Genomic DNA, 20,240 nt, shown 5'->3' with positions numbered 1-20,240 from the left:
TGGAACGTAAACCGATAGTAGCCGTTACAGACCCGAATTGTGACATGGGTGTTATCGCAGAAGAGAACGGGTATGGTTTCTGGTGTCTAAGTAATTCGGTGGATGCTTTCGTGGATGCTGTTGACAAGATGCTGGTTTCCGATATAAAACGTATGGGAGAGAACGGGTATGAATTTTATCTGAATAATTACACGGTAGAACATACTTATCAAGCGATAATGAAACATTTACCCCGATAACAGTAAATATGTACAAGAATTTTTTTAAACGGTATTTTGATTTTATTATCGTGTTGTGCGTGCTGTTGGTAATTTGGCCTATTTTACTCGTGATTGCGATGTGGTTACACTACGCTAACAAAGGTACGGGAGCATTTTTCACGCAAGAACGCCCGGGGAAGGATGGAAAAATATTCAAAGTGATCAAATTCAAGAGTATGACAGACGAGCGAGATGCGGAGGGTAAGTTATTGCCGGATGCGGTTCGTCTTACCCCGGTGGGAAGATTCGTGCGTTCTACTTCATTGGATGAGTTGCCGCAATTGATTAACGTATTGAAAGGAGATATGGCGTTGATCGGTCCAAGACCGTTACTTGTGCAATACTTGCCGTTGTATAGTAAAGAACAAGCCCGTCGTCACGAGGTGAGGCCAGGGATCACGGGGTGGGCACAGTGTCATGGACGTAACGCGATCTCGTGGACGGATAAATTCAAGTTGGACGTGTGGTACGTGGATCATTGTTCTTTTTTGTTGGATTTAAAGATTGTTTTTATAACGATAAAGAAAGTGTTTATCCGAGAAGGTATATCCTCGAGGACAAGTGTCACTATGGAGGCTTTCACGGGAGATAACTAGAGTTTATGAAAGATATTGCAATATATGGAGCAAGTGGTTTTGGACGAGAGGTCGCTTGCTTGATTCGACAAATTAACGAGGTAACCCCAATTTGGAATTTAGTGGGTTTTTTTGACGATAATGTGGCTTTAAAGGGTAAGGAGATTTCTCATTATGGTTCTTGTTTGGGAGGAATAACAGAATTGAATAATTGGGATAAAACCTTGTCTGTTGTTATAGCAGTGGGTAATCCTAAAGTTATCGCGATGCTTGTGGAAAAAATAGAGAATAGTCATGTGAATTTTCCTAATATTATTCACCCTAATTTTAAAATTATTGATCCGGAAACATTTTATGTGGGTAAAGGTAATATTATACAAAGTAATTGTTTGGTGAGTTGTAACGTGACTTTTGGGGATTTTAATGTGTTTAATGGTTCAGTCGTGTTCGGGCATGATAATAAAGTTGGTAATTATAATTGTTTTATGCCTGCGGTTCGTGTATCTGGAGGAGTCGTCGTGGGAGATAGTAACTTTTTTGGTGTTGGATCAATTATTTTACAACAAATAAAAATAGGTAATCATATTCGTTTGGGAGCTGGTAGCGTGTTAATGACTAAACCTAAGGATGGAAAACTTTACATGGGTAATCCTGCAAAAAAAATGGAATTGTAATATTATTAACTATAAAATTAAAAGAATAATGAAATCACTAGAGGAATTTGTTGCATTATTTGCAGAACAGTTTGATGAAACGGACGTATCAGAAATTACATCTTCAACAGCGTTTCATGATTTGGATGAATATTCTTCCTTGATAGCTCTTTCAATTATTGCGATGGTTGATGAAGAATTTGATGTAACATTGAAAGGAGATGATATGAAATCATCTGTTACCATTGAAGATTTGTATAACGTGGTGAAAAGTCGAGTTTAATATGTCATTTATTCGTATTCAGGATATTAGTGTAGTGGGTATGGCCGGGTGTGTGCCACGGGATATTGTTCCGGCTGTATCTACTACAGCAAAATATGGGGCAGAGGAATTTATAAAAAGCACGGGAGTAAGAGAGAAACGATATTCGAACGCTTTTACTGCTTCAGATTTGTGCTTGGCGGCAACAGAACAATTAATACAAGATCTGAAATGGGATAAAAAAGAAATTGAGGCTTTGATATTTGTTTCTCAGACGCCAGATTATATTTTGCCTGCCACTTCTTGTATTTTACAGGATAGGCTTGGGTTATCTAAAAATTGTATGACATTGGATATTTCGTTGGGTTGTTCAGGATGGGTTCATGGCATAGCTGCTTTAGCCGGATTGATGAGTGGGGGATGCGTGAAGAAAGCGTTACTTTTAGCTGGAGATGGAAGGAAACATACGAACGAGGAACCGGATCAGTTATTTGGGATGGCGGGTACTGCGACAGCATTAGAATATAAAAAAGGAGACAAAGGTTTTTATTTTCACATGGGTACGGATGGTAGTGGATACGATGCTATAATTCGACCGGTAGGGGGAACTAGAAACCAGTTAAAAGCGGAAGATTTGGAATTGAAAATGTGTGAAGATGGAAGAATGAGACATCAACTTCAAACTCGAATGAAAGGTATGGATGTTTTTTCTTTTGCAATCACGACTGCACCAAAGAGTATCAAGCAATTGGCAGAGCAATATGAATTATCTCTTGATGATGTGGATTATTACGTGTTACATCAAGCTAATAGGATGATAAACGAGAAGATTCGTGCGAAATTGAAACAATCGGAAGAGAAGTTTCCTTACAGCATGATGACTTTCGGTAATACATCTTCTGCTTCAATCCCGTTAACCATTATTACTCAACTTGCGAAAGAAACACTAGAAAGAACGCTTTCCATCATAGGATGTGGTTTTGGTGTTGGTCTTTCCTGGGGTACTGTATATTTTGAATTAAGTAATCCGATAATTTCTAAATTGGTTGAATTGTAATGATAACTTTTCCTTTTTCCCTGTCCGGTAAAAAAATACTTGTAACGGGTGCGTCATCAGGTATCGGGCAGTCAACCGCAATAGAGTGCTCTCGTATGGGAGCTAAATTGATAATTTCTGCTCGCTCGGAAGTACGTTTGAACGAAACATTTTCACAATTGACAGGAGATGGGCATCAAATTGTTGTGGCAGATTTATCACGACAAGAGGGAATTGATGCTGTAATGAACGCTATTGACAAGGTGGATGGAATTGTACTTTGCGCTGGTAAAGGCTTGACATTACCATATCAATTTGCAACAAGGGAAAAGTTTGATGATATTTTTAACATTAATTTCTTTTCCCCGGTAGAATTGTTACGGCTTTTATACAAGAAGAAAAAAATAAATACGGCAGGTAGTGTGGTTGTAATTGCTTCCCTCGGGGGAACAAAAATTTTTAGTGGGGGAAATTCTATTTATGGGGCTTCAAAAGCCGCCTTGAATTGCATAATGAAATTTTGCGCAAAAGAGTTTTCTTCTCGTAAGATTCGAGTGAATTGTATTTGTCCTGGTATGGTAGAGACTCCTTTGATTCATAGGGGAACCGTGTCGGACGAGCAATTAAAGGAAAATGAAAAATTATATCCTTTAGGACGGTATGGAAAACCGGAAGAGATTGCTTATTCGGCAGTGTACCTGTTATCGGATGCTACCACGTGGATGACAGGTCAAGATATAATATTAGATGGAGGCATCTCAATTAGATAATAAGAAGTGTATGAATATAAAAGAACAAGTGATAAATATTATCGCGGAATGCATGGAAAGGGAGGTAGATTCTCTCGATTGTAATATGGATTTTTTTGATATGGAAGGTTTTGATTCCATGCGTGGAGTTATGATTTTAGCCAAATTGGAAGAGACTTTTGATGTGATGGTACCAGAAGATGATATCTTCGAAATAACCAATGTTAATGCATGGGTGGAGGAAATTAAAAAGTTGAAACAATAAATTTTAATATGCACGAGCATAGTATTTTATTGCAATCAGTATTCAGAAATGCAGAGAGATTCCCTGGGAAAACAGCTGTAATTATTGATGATAAAGAAGTGACTTATGTTGAACTAGCGCGAAATATTCGTAAGGCTGCATGGATTCTTTATAATTTGGGACTTAAAGCGGGAGATCGAATAATATTATCTGCCCAAAAAGAAATTGAGTATATTTATCTTTATTTCGGGGCTCATGTTATCGGAGCTATTAATGTGATTGTTGATGTCACGCAGAATGAAGAAAGATTACGATATATCGAAAATAAAGTTAATCCAAAATATGTTTTTGGTTATGCAAGTGATCGTTTTTCATTTAAAATGTTTAAAGATTTGGATATAGCTTCTGTTGATGAACTTTGGGAATATCCTGTGCTTTTAAACGAGAATGACATTGCCGAAATATTATTCACAACAGGAACGACGGGAGCTCCTAAAGGAGTGTGCCTATCGTATAATAATATTTTTTCGTCAGCGTTAAACATCAACGGATATATTCAAAATACGGAACGTGATGTAGAACTTTTGGGACTTCCGATTTGTCACTCTTTTGGGATGGGTAGACTTCGTTGTAATCTTTTACTAGGAGCAACTATTGTTATTTTGAGTAGCTTTGCTAATGTAAAACTTTTCTTGAAAAGTGTAGAAAAATATCACGTGACAGGTTTTGGTATTGTTCCGGCTGCTTGGGCGTATATCAGGAAAATGAGCGGGACTCGTATTGCCCAATATGCGTGTCAAATCAAGTATATTGAGATAGGTAGTGCAGCCATGCCACTTGAAGCAAAGAAAGAATTACTTGCGATGTTTCCCTCCACGCGAATTTGTATGCATTACGGTTTGACAGAGGCGTCCCGTAATTGTTTTATAGAATTCCATGATACGGAGCATCTCGATTCTATAGGAAAGCCTGTATGCGACGATGTGGATTTGAAAGTGTTTGATTTTCAGGGGGTTATGCTGCCTGTCAGCACAAGAGGAGAATTGTGTGTGAAAGGGAATATAGTGTTTCGTCATTACTTGGAGGAAGCAGATACTCGAATTGCTTTTTGGGGGGAATATTTTAGAACGGGAGATTACGGTTATATAAATTCAGATGGCTATATTTATTTACTTGGCAGGGAGAAGGAGATGATTAATGTGGGAGGCAAGAAAGTTTCTCCCATGGAGGTAGAAGACGCTATTATCGCTTTGGGAGTAAAAGATTGCGTGTGTGTACCGATGGAAGACAAGCAAGGAATTTTGGGAGAGGTCGTAATGTGTTATATCCCACGTGGGGCTACAACACTTACTTTTGAGGAAATAGCTAATACACTAGCAAGTAAATTAGAGATTTATAAACGACCGGTTGCATATGATTGGATTGATAAAATTCCGATGACACCATCGGGGAAAAAGCAAAGATTGAAAATAAAATAACCAGATATGGCATTTTTGACAATAAATAACGTGAAGATAGTGGGAATGGTGGCTTGTGTTCCTCCCACAATAGAAGAAAATATATTTTTACCTGTGTTCAACGAGGTTGCAGAAGCGGAAAAAGTGATCGCTTCTACCGGAATCGAGCGAAAGCGTGTGGTGAAACCAGGAACAACAGCTAGTGACTTGACTTACCAAGCGATAAATCGGTTACTAAAAGAAATGGAATGGAGAGAAGATAGTATAGATTCTTTGATATATGTTTGTACTTCACGGGATTATATAGCACCTATTACATCCGCTATTCTTCAAGATCGTTTAGGATTTCGTAAAGATTGTTATTGTCTTGATCTTCCACTCGGGTGTTCTGGGTGGGTATATGGAATAAGCAATTTGGCTTCTCTTCTTAGTCATGGGCAATTGAAACGGGGATTGCTGGTTTGTGCTGAAACAAATTCTTTAAATCGTTCGCCAAAAGACAAGACCGTGAAACCTTTGTTTGGGGATGCCGCAACAGTAACCGCTCTCGAGTATGATGCCAGTTGGGATAAATCATTCCAATTTAACTTTGGTGTTGATGGAAGTGGTTATAGGGCAGTTTGGACAGAATATGGCGGTACGCGTAACCCGATTACTTTGGATTCTATAAAAGAGAAAGAAATAGAGCCGGGTATTATTCGTCGGGGAATTGATATGGTGGTACATGGGATGGACGTGTTTTCATTTGCGATAAAGGTTCCTCCGCGTTCTTTGATGGAGCTAGTAGAACATTTTAATATTGACGTGGAAAAGATTGATTACTTGTTTTTGCATCAAGCGAATAAATATATAGATGAACGTATTCGTAAAAAAATGGGAATGCCAGAAGAAAAAGTACCCTATTGTTTACAGGATTATGGTAATACCAATAGTGCATCGATTCCCTTGACTATGGTCGCTTGTAAGGCAAACGAGTTGAAAAATGGTTCGTATGATTGTCTTGGTTGTGGTTTTGGTGTGGGATTAGCATGGGCTTCGATTCACTATCACATGGAGAATCTCAAGGCAGTAGTTATGATGGATTATGAATATTAGCAATATAAATACTTATGAAATTTTATAAAGTAAAAACAGTATTGAAATATTGTTATTCTAGTTGGAGAAATAGTGCTTTTATTAAAGATAAATTCAACCAGAATCAGATTGTAACGTATTTTGATTTGGTTTACTGTTTTCTTCGCTATGGGGCAGATTTTAATGATTATTGCACGTTCGAGTTTTGGAAAAAAACGAATCAAGAGCGTGATTCGTACATTTCATTGAGGCGAAATGATGTTTTACGTTTTTCTTTTAGTACGCGCTCAGTTTATCAGCTATTCCTTGATAAAGCTGCTTTTAATGAAAGATTTCATAAGTATATAAAAAGAGGGTGGATTACAACGGAGGGATATTCTTTTGAAGAGATTGAAACTTTTATTTCTCGTTATGATGGTGTTATTGTAAAGCCGTTATCAGAGTATGGGGGAAAAGGTGTTTTTTTGATACAACCGAAAATGGATGATTATCAAGAGAAGATGAATCGGCTAAAAATATTAATCAATAAGGATAAATATATTATAGAGGAATTTGTTACGAATTGTGATTCTTTGAAAGAAATAGCACCTGGCTCATTAAACACATTAAGATTTGTGACAGTGATCGATAAAGACAATAAACTTCATATAATAGCATCTTTGTTGCGTATGGGGAATGGTATCTCTATAACGGATAATTACCATGATGGAGGAATGGCTTGTGCTATAGATTTAGCTACCGGTAAAATGAAAGGTGAGGCAAAGGGAATGCATTGTATGTCATACGCTATTCATCCTTATTCGAAGATTGTATTTGAGGGATTCTCTGTCCAAAATTTCTTTAAATGCGTGGATTTGATAAAGGAAATAGCGTTTGTGGAACCAGAGGCTAGATACGTGGGATGGGATATCGCTTTAACTCCTGATGGAATAGAACTTCTCGAAGAGAATATTCCCCCAGGAGAGGATATAACACAAATAGCTTCAGGGGGTGGTATGTGGCATAAGATGCTTGAATGGAAATAATCATTATATAAAATATCATGGAATATATTACACTTAATAATGGAGTGAGAATGCCTCAAGTGGGACTTGGAACTTTTCTTATACCAAAGGAGAATTTATCAAGAACTATAGCCCAAGCGTATGAAATGGGGTATCGTCAATTTGATACAGCTTGGAGATATCACAATGAAGCTGATATAGCAAGAGCGTTAAAAAGTAATGGTATAAAAAGGGAAGATGTTTTTATCACAACAAAGGTAAATGCAGATGCATTGTATTATTTTGGTTACTGGTATGGCAAACATTCTATTATAAACGTTCGCTCGTTTAAACCTGTAAGTAAAGCTATCCAAGAAAGTTTTGATAATTTGGCAACAGATTATATCGATTTATTTTTAGTACATTGGCCATGGCCAATTTATCGTAAGATGTATAAGCAACTTACTAAATTTTATAAAGAAGGACGTATTCGTGCTATAGGTGTTTGTTCGTGTCTACCCCCACATCTTGAAGCATTAAAAGAAATTTCAGATGTAGTGCCAGCTGTAAATCAATTTGAAATAAGTCCATTGAATACACAAAAAGAATTGATAAAATATTGTGAAGACAGAGGAATACAAGTTGAAGCTATGTCTACATTTAGTCATTTCAGGTCTAATATGCCTCGGAATGAAATTTTGGAAAATGTCGTGATTCAGCCGATTGCGGAAAAATATAAAAAGAGTGTTGCACAAGTTATCTTACGCTGGTTAATACAGCAAAAGATTATTGTAATACCTAAAACATGGAATGATATTCACTTGAAAGAGAATATTTCGTTATTTGATTTTGCTTTAACTGATGAAGAAATGATAATAATCGATTCCCTCGATCAAGGGAAGTTTTTGAATTATAATCCATATAATGCTTTTCGAGGATTACCTAAAAAATATAAAGATTGGAAAGGTTTTTAGAAAAATAATAGAATTTGTATGCAAGTACGACGAATTGTGAATAGGGTATTTTCTTCTAACACTTTTGTCTTGCGAGACGGAGGAATTGCTTATCTTGTGGATTGTGGGGATGTGCAGGAGGTGTCGAACTTGTGCGAGGAATGTGTGGTAAAAGCTGTATTCTTAACACATACCCACTTTGATCATATTTATGGAATTGAAGGTGTGACATCAAGATTTCCAGATTGTCTGGTATATACCTCGGGATTTGGAATGCGGGCGCTTGCGTCAAGTAAGTTGAATTTCTCACGTTATCAAGAGTGTGTATCATTGATAGAATTAACATCACTTAATCTACGAGTAATACGTGAAGCTGATAAAGTATTGTTATTTGATAATGTAGTAATGAAAGTGATGGAAACCCCGGGACATGATAAAAGTTGTTTAAGTTACCAGGCAGAAGATTATCTTTTTACAGGAGATTCTTTTATTCCGGGAGTAAAAATGGTAACGAATTTACCGGGAAGTGATAAGGAGACTAGTGAGGCGAGTTTGGAAAAGATTCGAGCGTGTATAACCGAAAATACGATTATTTGTCCCGGACATGGCGGAATGGTGAAAGGGAAATCAATTCAGAGATAAGGAATTCTTGTCAAAAGATGGGGAATGAAATTTTGGCTGTTTAAGATTTTTGTCGTTATTTAATCATAAAATTTATGGATAAGCGAATTTATCTTTGCTTGGCACATATGTCGGGTGAAGAGCAGAAGTATATACAAGAGGCATTTGACACGAACTGGGTGGTGCCGCTGGGACCGAACGTGAACGGTTTCGAGGAGGATATCAAGCTATTTGTAGGAGGGGGTAAAGAAGTGGTGGCGTTATCAGCCGGAACGGCGGCGGTGCATTTGGCGTTGTTGGCTTGCGGTGTTGGGGCTAGTGACGAGGTGATCGTGCAGTCGTTCACGTTTTGTGCCTCGGCTCACCCGGTGACTTATCTAGGAGCTACCCCGGTGTTCGTGGATTCGGAAGCTGATAGTTGGAACATGGATCCGGATTTGCTGGAGGAGGCGATCAAGGATCGGGTAGCCAAGACCGGGCGTAAACCGAAAGCGATTATCCCGGTGGCGCTTTACGGGATGCCATACGATTGCGAGCGAATCCTTGAGATAGCCACCCGTTACGATATTCCCGTGATAGAGGATGCCGCCGAGGGATTCGGTTCGAGGTATCGAGGGCAAGTGCTTGGGACGTTCGGGCGTTACGGGGTGTTGTCGTTTAACGGGAACAAGATGATCACCACGAGCGGTGGCGGGGCGTTGATTTGCCCGGACGAGGGGGCGAAGCGGGAAGTGATGTTTTACGCGACGCAAGGGCGTGAGGCTTATCCTTATTACCAGCACGAGAAGATCGGTTATAATTACCGGATGTCGAATATCTGTGCCGGAATCGGGCGGGGACAGATGACGGTAGTGGACGAGCACGTGGCGCATCACAAGCACGTGCAAGCGTTGTACCGGGAGTTGTTAAAGGGGGTAGATGGTGTGACCCTTCACGAGAACCCGTCGTCATGTTATGACAGTAATTTTTGGCTTTGCACGGTGACTCTTGAGCCGGATTTGCATGTCAAGGGCGAGGAACACGCTTACGAGGAAGCGGTACAAGGAGCCATTGGTGGAGCGGCGGGAGTAACCCGGGCGGCTTCGGCTTTACACACGACTTGCGAGCCTAACCGGAACGTGGAGGCGATGCGGTTGGCGTTGGATCGGGCGGGGGTAGAGAGTCGCCCGTTGTGGAAACCGATGCATTTGCAGCCTGTTTATAGAAATAATCCTTGTCACGTGAACGGGGTGAGCGAGTCGTTGTTTAAAACGGGGCTCTGTTTGCCTAGTGGTCCTTGCGTGACGGATGATGACGTGGAATATATCGTTGAACAAATCAGAATGAATTTATGATTGTCGATTGGGAGATTTACCAATTTATGATTTACGATTGGGCGATTGAGTGATTTAGACCAGAGGCTGTGTTTTTTGACACAGCCTCTGGTCGTTTTTGTGGGTATTGTTTCCCTGTACATGAAAAAGGTCATTTCACGAAATATAAAACTACAGATTTATGAAAGAATTGAATGATCAATCGCAACGTCTCGTGGGAGACCGTTTTTTTATACGTAAAGGTGAACGCACAGTGAGATATTTTTACTCGGAAATTCTGTACGTGGAAGCTTCGGGATGTTATAGTCGTATTTATTTTCGGGATCGGTCCACGCTTTTCGTCACCAATCCTCTTGTGGCAACCGAACTGTTGTTGCCGAGGAATATGTTTCGGCGGGTTCACCGGAGTTATATCGTGAATCTTTGGGAGATTGAGGGGTTTGTCAATAACACAATCTGCATTGATGATATTTTGATACCGATGAGTTCCCGTTACCGGGAGGAGGTATTCGGGTGTTTCGTGTTTTGGAATTTTAGACCGGAGAAAAAGGGGGAAGGGGATAAAAGTGCATAGAAGATAAAATCGTTAATTATTAATCGTGCTTGTGAGATGACTTTTATTTGAAAAGCAGGTTAATATCCATAGAAAGAAATTCTTCAAATGATAATCCTCCGGAACCGATAATTAAGGCTTTGTACGGTTTATAAGTTTTTGTGAAGACGGATATTCCTTGATTGGTAGTTCTCCTTCCACTTTTAACTTCTATGGCTATTTTTTTCTTCCGTCGAACAAGAATGAAATCGACTTCGTCTTTATGATCTCTCCAATAGTATACCTTATAATCATTAATTTGTGCTTGACTGACAAGGTATGCACCTATCGCGGATTCAATATATCTACCCCATAATTTAGGGTCTTCAATCACTTCAGAAAAATCGTCATCTATATAAACATTACGGAGTGCATTATTGTGTACTTGAAATTTAGGAACTGAGTTGTACTTCCTTGCATCGTCTTCCGCGAATTTCTGTAAACCGCATAGAAGACCACATTCATCAAGTAAATGAAGATAACCAGCAAGGGTGGTGACATTTCCGGTATCTTGTAATTGTGCCGCAATTTTAGTCAATGATAAAAGTTCACCACTATAGCTACTTCCCAGTTCAAACAATTGTCGCAAGAGTTGCGGTTTCATGATTTTGGTGTCCATCAGAATGTCTTTGGAGATGGAGGGTTCAATTAAAGAATCTTTCACGTAGTTTCTCCAGCGATTTTCGTTATTGATGAATTGTGCAGCACCGGGATAACCACCAAAATAGACATATTGTTGTAACGACCAACCGAAACAGTCTTTCATCTCTGTATAGGTCCAATGAGAAAGACGTATAAGTTCAAATCTTCCGGCAAGAGATTCTGTTAATCCTTTTTCTATAAGCATTCTAGAGGAGCCAAGCAATACAATAACCAGTTCTCGCTTCTCTCTTGTGTCACGATCCCATTCTGCTTTAACTGTTTCACTCCAATTTTTAATTTTTTGAATCTCATCTATAACCATGAGTCTTTTTGATTCCCCCCGTGCAGACATTTTCATTCTTTGGGATTCCCATACTTGGGCAAGCCAATCGGCAGATACTCCGGTGACATCATCAGCCGAATAACTGTCAAAAGGTAAGGTACATTCTTCCAGAATTTGACCGATTAGCGTGGATTTTCCTACTTGTCGAGGTCCGACAATGACCTGCATTTTACCGCGTGGTTCATTAATACGATGAAGTATTTCCGTGAATGGTGCTCTTTTATATTTCATTTTCCCAAATGTTCAATCTATTCTTGTAAAATGTTCAATAGAATGAACAAAAATGTTCAATCCGTTTCAAAGGTATGTGATTTATTTTAATAGAACAAGTTTCGTTTAGATAATTTTTCCGGGCATTCAGATAATAAATCGGGGCATTCAGATAATTTCGTTTGGTAAAGGGCGTTTCGGGATGTACTTTTGGAATACAATTAAAAATTACAAAAGATTATGGGAGTATTACAAAACGTGATTAGAGAGCTCGGGGATATCGTGAATCGATTGTCGGTGTCCTCGAGAGAAAAACAGAAGATACAGGAGGAGATTCAATCTCTGGTGTATCGTTACAAAAGTGAGCTGGTGCGTGAACAGTCGGCGGCAGTGGGTGATGAGATGCGGGGAAATTGGTTGCAACGGTCGTGGCGTCCGATGGTGATGCTGGTGCTCACGTTATTGGTTGTACTGGGAGTATTCACGGAGTCGTCAATGTTGTCCGACACTTCCCGTTTTTGGGATTTACTGGAAATCGGGATAGGTGGGTACGTGATTGGTAGAAGCGGGGAAACGATTACCGGTAACCTGTTGTCCCGAAGACAGAAATAAGGCATGTGTTTCATTTTAAATTTGAAGTGTTATGGAAATTATTGACAATTTGTTGTTCGGGGATAACGTGAAGTATTTACAGTGTTCGAAATGCAACGTGAGGTTATCGCACTCGGATACTATCGTGCTGCACGGGACGGGAGGTGCAAGCGCTGTTTCGTCCGCCCTTTACTTGAGCAGACCGGACACGGGAGTATCGGCTCACGTGGTGATTGGTCGGGACGGGGAGATATTCCAGTTGTTGTCTTTTGACATGAAAGCGTGGCACGCGGGGAAGAGTTACCATGCCGGAAGGGTGAACTTGAATGATTGTTCGATCGGCATAGAGTTGGATAACGCCGGGGAGTTGCAACGGGTAGGCGACAGGTATTACTCGTATTTCGGGCGGGAATATTCTCCCGAGCAGGTGTACACGACCGAGATAGAAGGGAGAGCGAGGTACTGGCATCTGTTTACCGAGGGGCAGTTTAAAATTCTGGAAGAGGTTTGCCGCTTGCTGAAAGAAAGGTACAAGATCAAATATCTGGTGAGGCATTCGGATATCACTTCACGAAAGGTAGACCCGGGACCGGCATTTCCCTTCGAGGAGTTGAAGAAGAGATTAAAGTTTAATTAATTAGAAAAGGAGGTTGTTATGGCTCGTTGTTATTCAAGTGTGTTTAATTGTTTTTCGGGGCAGATAGGGAGGGTAATTTATTATCAGGTAGGGGATAAACTTTACATGAGAACATCCCCGGGACAGGTGAAGGATTGTCGTTCGGAGTTGCAATTGTATTACAGGGAGAGAATGCGGGGAACGGTCACGTTTTACGGGGTTGTCCGGCAGACGCTATTGGCTCTCGTGTGGCAGGCCGTGGGGCGGAGAAAGAAGCGTTCGGCGTATAATCTTTTCGTGCAGGCTAATATCCGGGCGTTTAACGGGACGGCATTGCTGTATGATTTGGTGCGTTTCAGCTCGGGAGGCTTGGGTTTGCCCCATGATTTACAAGCGTACCGGGAAGGCGATAAGGTTCGGTTGACGTGGAGGAATGAGAAGATGTTGAGCGATGAGCGGCTGGCAGACGAATTGTGGTGCGTGGTGATGACGGAGGACAAGGATTTTCGGATTATCGAACTGGGAGAAACCGGGGCGACCCGGGAGAATGAAATTGCCGAAGTAGAACTCACGACCGAGGAGAGGGGGAAGGTGCATTTTTATTGTTTCTTCGGGTCAGCGGGGAGAGATGATTTCTCGGAGAATTTACATTTCGTGTTATGAATATATTTTTTATTTTAAAATTTGAGATTATGGCATTATTTAAATCATTTTTGTTAGGAGATGTGAGAAAATCAGTGGCTAACGTGACGATGTACGCCGGTGCTAACGGGTACAGTATCGCACGAGGCAAGAGGAACACGGTGCGTAACCCGCGGACACCCGCACAATTGACGCAACGGGCGAAGTTGAAGGCACTGGAAGAGGTTTCCCGGTATTTTGCCCCGGCGGCAGCCCTCGGTTTCCCGGGACGCAAGGGAGGAAGCACGTTCTATAACGCGTTCGTGTCATCGAACATGGCGGCGGTGACGGTGGACGAGAATTACGAGCCCACGATTGATTTCGAAAAACTCAAGTGTGCCGCCGGTTCTTTACAAAACGGTAAAGTGATTATCACGGTGGACGAGGAGAACGGTAAGGTGATGGTTTCACAGGAGGCTCAAACTCGGTGGAACACGGTAGCTAACCCGACAGACGTGTTGCACGTGGTGATTTACGAGAAGACCAAGAAGGAGATGATCGTGGAAGCTTGCCGGAACCGCAAGGAAGCGGGTTCAACATCGATCGCTATGGACGAGGGATGGAGTAAAGAGAATCTCGTGTTTTACGCTTTCATGTTGTCGAAGGACAAGCGAAAGGCGTCGAATAGCGTGACGGTTCAACCGGAGTAGTGTTTTTTTTGCCCTATTAGTCAAAGGTTTATAAAGTTTATAAGGTCTATGGACTTTATGAACCTTAAGAGCCGAAGGCTCGACTTTATGGACCGGGCAAAAAGCGGTTTCATGCGAATTGTTCGGTTTTTTCCCCGCAAGTTGAGAGGCTGGCGGGGAATTTTTTATTATATTCGCGGTGCGAACACGTGTAGTTGAAAATAAACAAATAAAACGCATGGCTATAGTATTCTATCAAAAAGATGCAACAGTGTATGCCGTACACTATAAAGATACGGAAAATCCTTTAGACGTAAGTAAATTAGAATGGTTGTTCAGTGGTGCGAAGAGAGTGCGGGAGGATGTTCTGGATAGCTTTTTCGTGGGGCCTCGCCGGGAAATGATTACCCCGTGGAGCACGAATGCCGTGGAGATTACACAGAACATGGGGATTGCCGGGATATTGAGGATCGAGGAATTTACTCGCGTTGAAGATGAGAAAGCAACTTTTGACCCGATGCTTCAAGCATTCTACAAGGGGTTAAATCAAGATACATTCACGATTGACAAGAAGCCGGATCCGATCGTGTATATCGAGGATATACGGGTTTACAATCAACAGGAAGGGTTGGCTTTGAACGAGGACGAGATTTCTTATTTGGAGAGTTTGAGCAAGAAGTTGAACCGTCGTTTGACGGATTCGGAAGTGTTCGGGTTCTCGCAAGTGAATTCGGAGCATTGCCGGCACAAGATTTTTAACGGAAGGTTTATTATTGACGGGGAAGAGCAGGAGGAAAGCTTGTTTGCCATGATCAAGAAGACTTCCAAGACGAATCCTAATCGTATTGTATCGGCTTACAAGGATAACTGTGCTTTTATCGAGGGACCTGCCAGCGTGCAATTTGCCCCGGTATCACAGGATAAACCGGATTTCTACACGCAGAGGGATATCAACACGGTGATTTCGTTGAAAGCGGAAACGCACAATTTCCCAACAACGGTAGAGCCTTTCAATGGAGCTGCAACCGGTACGGGTGGTGAAATTCGCGACCGTATTGCCGGGGGGCAGGCTTCTCTTCCGTTAGCGGGTACGGCTGTTTACATGACTTCCTACCCTCGCTTGGACGCAGACCGCCCGTGGGAACAGGCTATTGATCCCCGGAAGTGGTTGTACCAGACTCCGGAAGATATATTAATCAAAGCTTCGAACGGGGCTTCGGATTTCGGTAATAAATTCGGTCAACCGCTAATCGTGGGTTCCGTGCTGACTTTCGAGCACGAGGAACACGAGAAAACGTATGGTTACGACAAGGTGATCATGCAAGCCGGGGGTATCGGGTTCGGTAATAAAGACCAAGCAACGAAACATACCCCGGAGGTAGGTGAGGAAGTTGTGTTGTTGGGTGGCGACAACTATCGTATCGGTATGGGTGGCGGAGCCGTTTCATCAGTTGACACGGGTGTGTATGCCAACGCTATCGAGTTGAATGCCGTGCAACGTTCCAACCCGGAAATGCAACGTCGGGTATGTAACGCGATCCGTTCTATGGCGGAAAACGAGAATAACCCGATCGTGTCTATTCATGACCACGGGGCAGGCGGGCATTTGAATTGCTTGTCCGAATTGGTGGAAGAAACGGGAGGTTTGATTCATCTGGATAAGTTGCCCGTGGGTGATCCGACACTTTCCGACAAGGAGATCGTGGGTAACGAATCGCAGGAGCGCATGGGACTCGTGATTAAATCCGGGGACGTGGCAACATTGCAACGGGTGGCTGACCGCGAACGCGCACCGATGTACGTGATAGGGGAAACGACCGGAGATCACCGTTTCGTGTTCGAGGACGGGAAGACCGGGGAGAAGCCAATCGACTTGGAGATGACCGATATGTTCGGGAATCCGCCGAAGACGATCATGGAGGACAAGAGTAAAAAAGAACACTTTGCAGAGATAGAATATAGTGCCGATAAAGTTGAAGAGTATATCGAGCAGGTATTACAAATCGAAGCGGTGGCTTGTAAGGATTGGTTGACGAACAAGGTCGACCGTTCCGTATCCGGTCGGGTGGCTCATCAGCAGTGTGCCGGACCGTTGCAATTGCCGTTAAACGATTTGGGTGCCGTGGTATTGGATTATCACGGGGAGAGAGGTATCGCGACTTCTATCGGGCATGCCCCGGTTGCCGCATTGGCTGATCCTGCCAATGGTTCCCGGTTGGCTATTGCCGAGGCTTTGACTAATTTAGTCTGGGCTCCGGTCGAAGAGGGACTGCGGGGTGTTTCCCTGTCGGCAAACTGGATGTGGCCCTGCAAGAACGCCGGAGAGGATGCCCGTTTGTATAAAGCGGTACAAGCTGCCAGTGATTTCGCGATAGAGTTGGGTATCAATATCCCGACGGGAAAGGATTCCCTTTCCATGACGCAGAAATACGGCAAGGATAAAGTATACGCACCGGGTACGTTGATCGTTTCTACCGTGGGAGAGGTTATCGACGTGAAGAAAATCGTTTCCCCGGTATTGAAGGCGGATAAGGATACGGAAATCGTTTATATTGATTTCTCTTTCGATAAGTTGAAATTGGGAGGTTCCAGTTTTGCCCAGATATTGAACAAGGTGGGACGAGAAACCCCGGACGTGAAGGACGCAGATTATTTCGCCGCTGCTTTCACTGCCGTTCAGCGTTTGGTGGACGAGGGGTATATTCTTGCCGGACACGATATCTCGGCAGGAGGTATGATTACTGCGTTGCTTGAGATGTGTTTTGCAGACAATCGTTTGGGACTGGATATTGATTTCTCTTATTTAGCAGAGAAGGATATCGTGAAGATATTGTTTGCCGAAAACCCGGGCGTGTTGGTACAAATCAAGGATTGCAAGAAGGTTGCCGCTATCTTGGATGAAGCCGGGGTAGCTTATAACTTCTTGGGACGTACGGGTAAAGCCGGGAAGTTGAATATCAAGAAGGACGCTACCGTGTTGAATCTCGATATTCCGTCTTTGCGGGATCTTTGGTTCAAGACGTCTTATTTGCTGGATCGTCGTCAGAGCGGTAATGAATTAGCTCTTGAAAGATACAAGAATTACAAACATCACGAGTTAAAATACAAGTTTGCCCCATCGTTCACGGGAAAACTGGCACAATTCGGATTAGATCGCAACCGCACGAAATCGTCGGGTATCAAGGCGGCTATTATCCGGGAGAAAGGATGCCAATGCGAGCGCGAAACGGCTTGGGCAATGCATCTCGCTGGATTTGACGTGAAGGACGTGCATATGACCGATTTGGTTACCGGTAGGGAAACTCTCGAAGACGTGAATTTTATCGTGTTCGTGGGCGGATTCTCCAATTCGGACGTACTCGGTTCAGCTAAAGGTTGGGCAGGAGCTTTCAAGTATAACGAGAAGGCTCGTATCGCTTTGGAAAATTTCTACAAACGTGAAGATACTTTGAGCTTGGGGGTTTGCAACGGTTGCCAGTTGATGGTGGAGTTGGATTTGATTTACCCGGAACACAAGGAGAAAGCGAAGATGTTGCATAATGATTCCCACAAGTTGGAGTCGGCTTTCCTGAGTGTCGATATCGAGGAAAACAATTCCGTGATGTTGAAGACTATGGCCGGAACACGATTGGGAATCTGGATTGCTCACGGGGAAGGAAAATTCTACCTGCCTTACGGTCAGGAAGAGTACAATATCCCGGTACGTTACTCGCATGACACGTATCCCGCCAACCCGAACGGCTCGCCGTTTGCCACCGCGGCAATATGCAGTAAGGACGGGCGTCATCTGGCGATAATGCCTCATTTGGAACGTTCTATACATCCGTGGAACTGGGCGTATTATGCAGAGGGACGTGAAAATGACGAAGTGAGCCCGTGGATAGAGGCATTCGTGAATGCACGGTTGTGGGTTGAGAAACAAAAAGGACTTTAGGCTGAGTTTATAAAGTTCATAAGGTTTATAAGGTTCGTAAAGTTGTAGGGATATATTCCTTGACTTTATGAACCTTCTTTTTTTCTTTAAAGAAATATTCTATATTTGTAGAAATAGATTTAAAAGTCCGCACTTATGGTTACAACATTACATTTTATACGTTTTTCTATATTGATTTTGGTATGCGTGATGATTGTTCCCGAGGCGGACGCACAAGCCCGCCGTAAAGTTGACGATGAAGAAATAGCCAACCGTATCGTGGGTAGGGATTATGAACGTCAAATAAATATCACGGGACGGGAAATTGTTTTTGACGGGAATATACGTTACATGTATCCGGATACGATAAATCTTTCTTTATTCGTGCAATTGGAAAGGTTATCCCGATCAGGAAATCCTTTGAACGCGGGGGTGTTGTTAACCGTGGACGCGGAGAATGAAAAAGTGTTATGGCGCGAGAAAATAAATAATGAATACGAGCGGCTGAATCCTATCGGAAGTATATTGTTGTTGGAAGCCGGAAATAACACTGCCTGTTATGACCGTAACACGGGAAAGATTTTATGGCAGCATAAAAATCACTTTTCGCACGCAAGTGAAAAATGGGGAATAGCGATGGGGTACAAATTGACATCATCGTCACCTCGCCCGAAGTTGCAGGGTGTTGACGTGAAGACCGGTGAAGTTTTATGGGAAAACCATTTATATACTAAATACGGTTGGACGGAGATGAACGGGAAGGATGATTCCCTTGTGTTTGTGGTTTCCGACGCATTGTACGGGCTCAACGTGAAAAGCGGGAAGGTCTGGCGGCATGAGCTGTTTTTGAAAGATCTGCCGTTCGAGCGGGGGAAAGAAGAGTTAATGCAGAGTCTGGTATCGAATATTTACATGGAAGATGATAAGATTTACGTGGCCTCATGTGATCGGGTATTCTGTTTGGATAGAAACGGGAAAGTATTGTGGCTGCAGGGAGTGCCCCGCAAAATCGCCGCTCAGTCTTTGCTGTTCACTAAGGACAATTTGTTATATATGGTCAGTTTAGGGTATGGTAAAGTGGGTACTCTTTATCCCGCATGGGGACAGACTTTTATCGCTTCGTTCAACAAAGAAACGGGATTTCAAAATTCTTTTTCGGCCTATCCCAAGGAGTTGGGCAAAATTAATTACGTGCAATTGCGAGGCGACACGTTATACACCTTGTTTGAAAAGTATATGCTTAAATTCCCGATAGATAGTATACGGGGTATTTCTCCTCTTAAATTTATATACGATCAGGAGAAAGATGCCATGAAATATCTGGTAAGCGAGAATGTTTTCGTGATGGACGAGCATTCTCTGTACAAGAGTTTATACGAATGTGATTCCACGAAAACTTATGTATTCACGAATCAGCAGGCGATATTGCGCGTGAACGGGGATATGGTGTCTTATGCATGGCTGCGACCGGGACAGTATTGGGTAAGTTATATGGCTTACCGGGGATATCATTTTTTAGCGAACGAGGACGAAACCATGGTCGTAAATCCCGGTGGAGAGCTCGTGGCACATCTGAAAGTGGGAAAAGAATCGGTGCGGATAGGGGATAAACTTTTTGATGCGCAGAATAACCGGATTGTGATTGTAGATTTGGAAAGTATTATAAGGTAAGCCAAGAAAATTTTGTACTTTTGCCCTTTAGACAGTGTAAACGTGCAATAATCATTCGGTATATGGAACTACTTAAAAAGAGAATACTACAAGACGGTAAATGCTTTGAAGGCGGCATTCTGAAAGTGGACAGTTTTATTAATCATCAAATGGACCCGCTCCTGATGAAGTC

Annotated in this window: 20 protein-coding genes and 2 pseudogenes; 21 read left to right on the top strand and 1 reads right to left on the bottom strand. The window is 42.3% G+C overall.

Annotated elements, in window-relative coordinates:
• From Q5866_RS19300 to Q5866_RS19235, 14 genes and pseudogenes are all read left to right on the top strand, one after another.
• Nucleotides 1–239: pseudogene (locus tag Q5866_RS19300) on the top strand (glycosyltransferase WbuB); the annotation flags it as partial.
• An 8-nt stretch (nucleotides 240–247) separates the two neighbouring features.
• Nucleotides 248–856 (top strand): sugar transferase, encoded by a 609-nt coding sequence (locus Q5866_RS19295; RefSeq protein WP_303181959.1) that lies wholly within the window; start codon nucleotides 248–250, stop codon nucleotides 854–856.
• A gap of 5 nt (nucleotides 857–861) precedes the next feature.
• Entirely contained in the window at nucleotides 862–1,509 is a 648-nt protein-coding gene (locus tag Q5866_RS19290) for a serine acetyltransferase (protein WP_303181957.1), read from the top strand.
• A gap of 28 nt (nucleotides 1,510–1,537) precedes the next feature.
• Nucleotides 1,538–1,771, top strand: coding sequence for an acyl carrier protein (locus Q5866_RS19285; protein ID WP_303181956.1), 234 nt, complete (start codon nucleotides 1,538–1,540; stop codon nucleotides 1,769–1,771).
• Between the two features lies 1 nt (nucleotide 1,772).
• The gene (locus tag Q5866_RS19280) at nucleotides 1,773–2,807 is read left to right on the top strand and encodes a ketoacyl-ACP synthase III (RefSeq protein ID WP_303181954.1); all 1,035 of its coding nucleotides are present in this window, start codon (nucleotides 1,773–1,775) and stop codon (nucleotides 2,805–2,807) included.
• Nucleotides 2,807–3,556: an SDR family NAD(P)-dependent oxidoreductase gene (locus tag Q5866_RS19275; RefSeq protein ID WP_303181953.1), complete on the top strand. Its 750-nt coding sequence runs from the start codon at nucleotides 2,807–2,809 to the stop codon at nucleotides 3,554–3,556. Before Q5866_RS19280 ends, Q5866_RS19275 begins: the two co-directional genes overlap by 1 nt.
• Nucleotides 3,557–3,566: 10 nt before the next feature.
• Nucleotides 3,567–3,800, top strand: coding sequence for an acyl carrier protein (locus Q5866_RS19270; protein ID WP_303181951.1), 234 nt, complete (start codon nucleotides 3,567–3,569; stop codon nucleotides 3,798–3,800).
• Between the two features lie 8 nt (nucleotides 3,801–3,808).
• Complete coding sequence (locus Q5866_RS19265; RefSeq protein ID WP_303181949.1) at nucleotides 3,809–5,257, top strand: class I adenylate-forming enzyme family protein; 1,449 nt, start codon at nucleotides 3,809–3,811, stop codon at nucleotides 5,255–5,257.
• Between the two features lie 6 nt (nucleotides 5,258–5,263).
• Entirely contained in the window at nucleotides 5,264–6,331 is a 1,068-nt protein-coding gene (locus Q5866_RS19260; RefSeq protein WP_303181947.1) for a 3-oxoacyl-ACP synthase III family protein, read from the top strand.
• A gap of 14 nt (nucleotides 6,332–6,345) precedes the next feature.
• Entirely contained in the window at nucleotides 6,346–7,335 is a 990-nt protein-coding gene (locus Q5866_RS19255) for a sugar-transfer associated ATP-grasp domain-containing protein (RefSeq protein WP_303181945.1), read from the top strand.
• A 17-nt stretch (nucleotides 7,336–7,352) separates the two neighbouring features.
• Complete coding sequence (locus Q5866_RS19250; RefSeq protein ID WP_303181943.1) at nucleotides 7,353–8,267, top strand: aldo/keto reductase; 915 nt, start codon at nucleotides 7,353–7,355, stop codon at nucleotides 8,265–8,267.
• 18 nt (nucleotides 8,268–8,285) lie between these two features.
• Nucleotides 8,286–8,888: an MBL fold metallo-hydrolase gene (locus tag Q5866_RS19245; protein ID WP_303181941.1), complete on the top strand. Its 603-nt coding sequence runs from the start codon at nucleotides 8,286–8,288 to the stop codon at nucleotides 8,886–8,888.
• A gap of 74 nt (nucleotides 8,889–8,962) precedes the next feature.
• On the top strand, nucleotides 8,963–10,201 hold the full coding sequence (locus Q5866_RS19240; protein WP_303181939.1) for a DegT/DnrJ/EryC1/StrS aminotransferase family protein: 1,239 nt from the start codon (nucleotides 8,963–8,965) through the stop codon (nucleotides 10,199–10,201).
• Nucleotides 10,202–10,361: 160 nt separating this feature from the next.
• The gene (locus tag Q5866_RS19235) at nucleotides 10,362–10,754 is read left to right on the top strand and encodes a LytTR family DNA-binding domain-containing protein (protein ID WP_303181937.1); all 393 of its coding nucleotides are present in this window, start codon (nucleotides 10,362–10,364) and stop codon (nucleotides 10,752–10,754) included.
• Nucleotides 10,755–10,797: 43 nt separating this feature from the next.
• Here the strand turns inward: Q5866_RS19235 and Q5866_RS19230 are convergent, their stop codons facing one another.
• The gene (locus Q5866_RS19230; RefSeq protein WP_303181936.1) at nucleotides 10,798–11,988 is read right to left on the bottom strand and encodes an ATP-binding protein; all 1,191 of its coding nucleotides are present in this window, start codon (nucleotides 11,986–11,988) and stop codon (nucleotides 10,798–10,800) included.
• A gap of 219 nt (nucleotides 11,989–12,207) precedes the next feature.
• Here Q5866_RS19230 and Q5866_RS19225 point away from each other — a divergent pair, with 219 nt between their 5' ends.
• The 7 genes and pseudogenes from Q5866_RS19225 to Q5866_RS19195 form a co-directional block, all read left to right on the top strand.
• Nucleotides 12,208–12,579, top strand: a complete 372-nt coding sequence (locus Q5866_RS19225; RefSeq protein ID WP_303181934.1) for a hypothetical protein — start codon at nucleotides 12,208–12,210, stop codon at nucleotides 12,577–12,579.
• 31 nt (nucleotides 12,580–12,610) lie between these two features.
• A complete protein-coding gene (locus tag Q5866_RS19220; protein ID WP_303181932.1) occupies nucleotides 12,611–13,195 on the top strand; it encodes an N-acetylmuramoyl-L-alanine amidase in 585 nt (194 codons plus the stop codon).
• A gap of 18 nt (nucleotides 13,196–13,213) precedes the next feature.
• A complete protein-coding gene (locus Q5866_RS19215; protein ID WP_303181931.1) occupies nucleotides 13,214–13,837 on the top strand; it encodes a hypothetical protein in 624 nt (207 codons plus the stop codon).
• A 29-nt stretch (nucleotides 13,838–13,866) separates the two neighbouring features.
• Nucleotides 13,867–14,505, top strand: coding sequence for a DUF6266 family protein (locus tag Q5866_RS19210; RefSeq protein WP_303181930.1), 639 nt, complete (start codon nucleotides 13,867–13,869; stop codon nucleotides 14,503–14,505).
• Between the two features lie 217 nt (nucleotides 14,506–14,722).
• Nucleotides 14,723–18,418: a phosphoribosylformylglycinamidine synthase gene (purL, locus tag Q5866_RS19205; RefSeq protein ID WP_303181928.1), complete on the top strand. Its 3,696-nt coding sequence runs from the start codon at nucleotides 14,723–14,725 to the stop codon at nucleotides 18,416–18,418.
• 135 nt (nucleotides 18,419–18,553) lie between these two features.
• Nucleotides 18,554–20,068: a PQQ-binding-like beta-propeller repeat protein gene (locus Q5866_RS19200; protein WP_303181927.1), complete on the top strand. Its 1,515-nt coding sequence runs from the start codon at nucleotides 18,554–18,556 to the stop codon at nucleotides 20,066–20,068.
• A gap of 62 nt (nucleotides 20,069–20,130) precedes the next feature.
• Nucleotides 20,131–20,240: pseudogene (locus tag Q5866_RS19195) on the top strand (xanthine phosphoribosyltransferase); the annotation flags it as partial.

The sequence above is a fragment of the uncultured Butyricimonas sp. genome (genome assembly GCF_959596855.1).
Lineage (GTDB): Bacteria > Bacteroidota > Bacteroidia > Bacteroidales > Marinifilaceae > Butyricimonas > Butyricimonas muris.
Note: the sequence above shows the minus strand (reverse complement) of the source record. Positions and strands in the feature narration are given on the sequence as shown.

Bases quoted from the DNA above. Each gene is read 5' to 3' on its own strand.
- Q5866_RS19295 (WP_303181959.1), top strand. From the start codon at position 248: ATGTACAAGAATTTTTTTAAACGGTATTTTGATTTTATTATCGTGTTG.
- Q5866_RS19290 (WP_303181957.1), top strand. From the start codon at position 862: ATGAAAGATATTGCAATATATGGAGCAAGTGGTTTTGGACGAGAGGTC.
- Q5866_RS19285 (WP_303181956.1), top strand. From the start codon at position 1,538: ATGAAATCACTAGAGGAATTTGTTGCATTATTTGCAGAACAGTTTGAT.
- Q5866_RS19280 (WP_303181954.1), top strand. From the start codon at position 1,773: ATGTCATTTATTCGTATTCAGGATATTAGTGTAGTGGGTATGGCCGGG.
- Q5866_RS19275 (WP_303181953.1), top strand. From the start codon at position 2,807: ATGATAACTTTTCCTTTTTCCCTGTCCGGTAAAAAAATACTTGTAACG.
- Q5866_RS19270 (WP_303181951.1), top strand. From the start codon at position 3,567: ATGAATATAAAAGAACAAGTGATAAATATTATCGCGGAATGCATGGAA.
- Q5866_RS19265 (WP_303181949.1), top strand. From the start codon at position 3,809: ATGCACGAGCATAGTATTTTATTGCAATCAGTATTCAGAAATGCAGAG.
- Q5866_RS19260 (WP_303181947.1), top strand. From the start codon at position 5,264: ATGGCATTTTTGACAATAAATAACGTGAAGATAGTGGGAATGGTGGCT.
- Q5866_RS19255 (WP_303181945.1), top strand. From the start codon at position 6,346: ATGAAATTTTATAAAGTAAAAACAGTATTGAAATATTGTTATTCTAGT.
- Q5866_RS19250 (WP_303181943.1), top strand. From the start codon at position 7,353: ATGGAATATATTACACTTAATAATGGAGTGAGAATGCCTCAAGTGGGA.
- Q5866_RS19245 (WP_303181941.1), top strand. From the start codon at position 8,286: ATGCAAGTACGACGAATTGTGAATAGGGTATTTTCTTCTAACACTTTT.
- Q5866_RS19240 (WP_303181939.1), top strand. From the start codon at position 8,963: ATGGATAAGCGAATTTATCTTTGCTTGGCACATATGTCGGGTGAAGAG.
- Q5866_RS19235 (WP_303181937.1), top strand. From the start codon at position 10,362: ATGAAAGAATTGAATGATCAATCGCAACGTCTCGTGGGAGACCGTTTT.
- Q5866_RS19230 (WP_303181936.1), bottom strand. From the start codon at position 11,988: ATGAAATATAAAAGAGCACCATTCACGGAAATACTTCATCGTATTAAT.
- Q5866_RS19225 (WP_303181934.1), top strand. From the start codon at position 12,208: ATGGGAGTATTACAAAACGTGATTAGAGAGCTCGGGGATATCGTGAAT.
- Q5866_RS19220 (WP_303181932.1), top strand. From the start codon at position 12,611: ATGGAAATTATTGACAATTTGTTGTTCGGGGATAACGTGAAGTATTTA.
- Q5866_RS19215 (WP_303181931.1), top strand. From the start codon at position 13,214: ATGGCTCGTTGTTATTCAAGTGTGTTTAATTGTTTTTCGGGGCAGATA.
- Q5866_RS19210 (WP_303181930.1), top strand. From the start codon at position 13,867: ATGGCATTATTTAAATCATTTTTGTTAGGAGATGTGAGAAAATCAGTG.
- purL (WP_303181928.1), top strand. From the start codon at position 14,723: ATGGCTATAGTATTCTATCAAAAAGATGCAACAGTGTATGCCGTACAC.
- Q5866_RS19200 (WP_303181927.1), top strand. From the start codon at position 18,554: ATGGTTACAACATTACATTTTATACGTTTTTCTATATTGATTTTGGTA.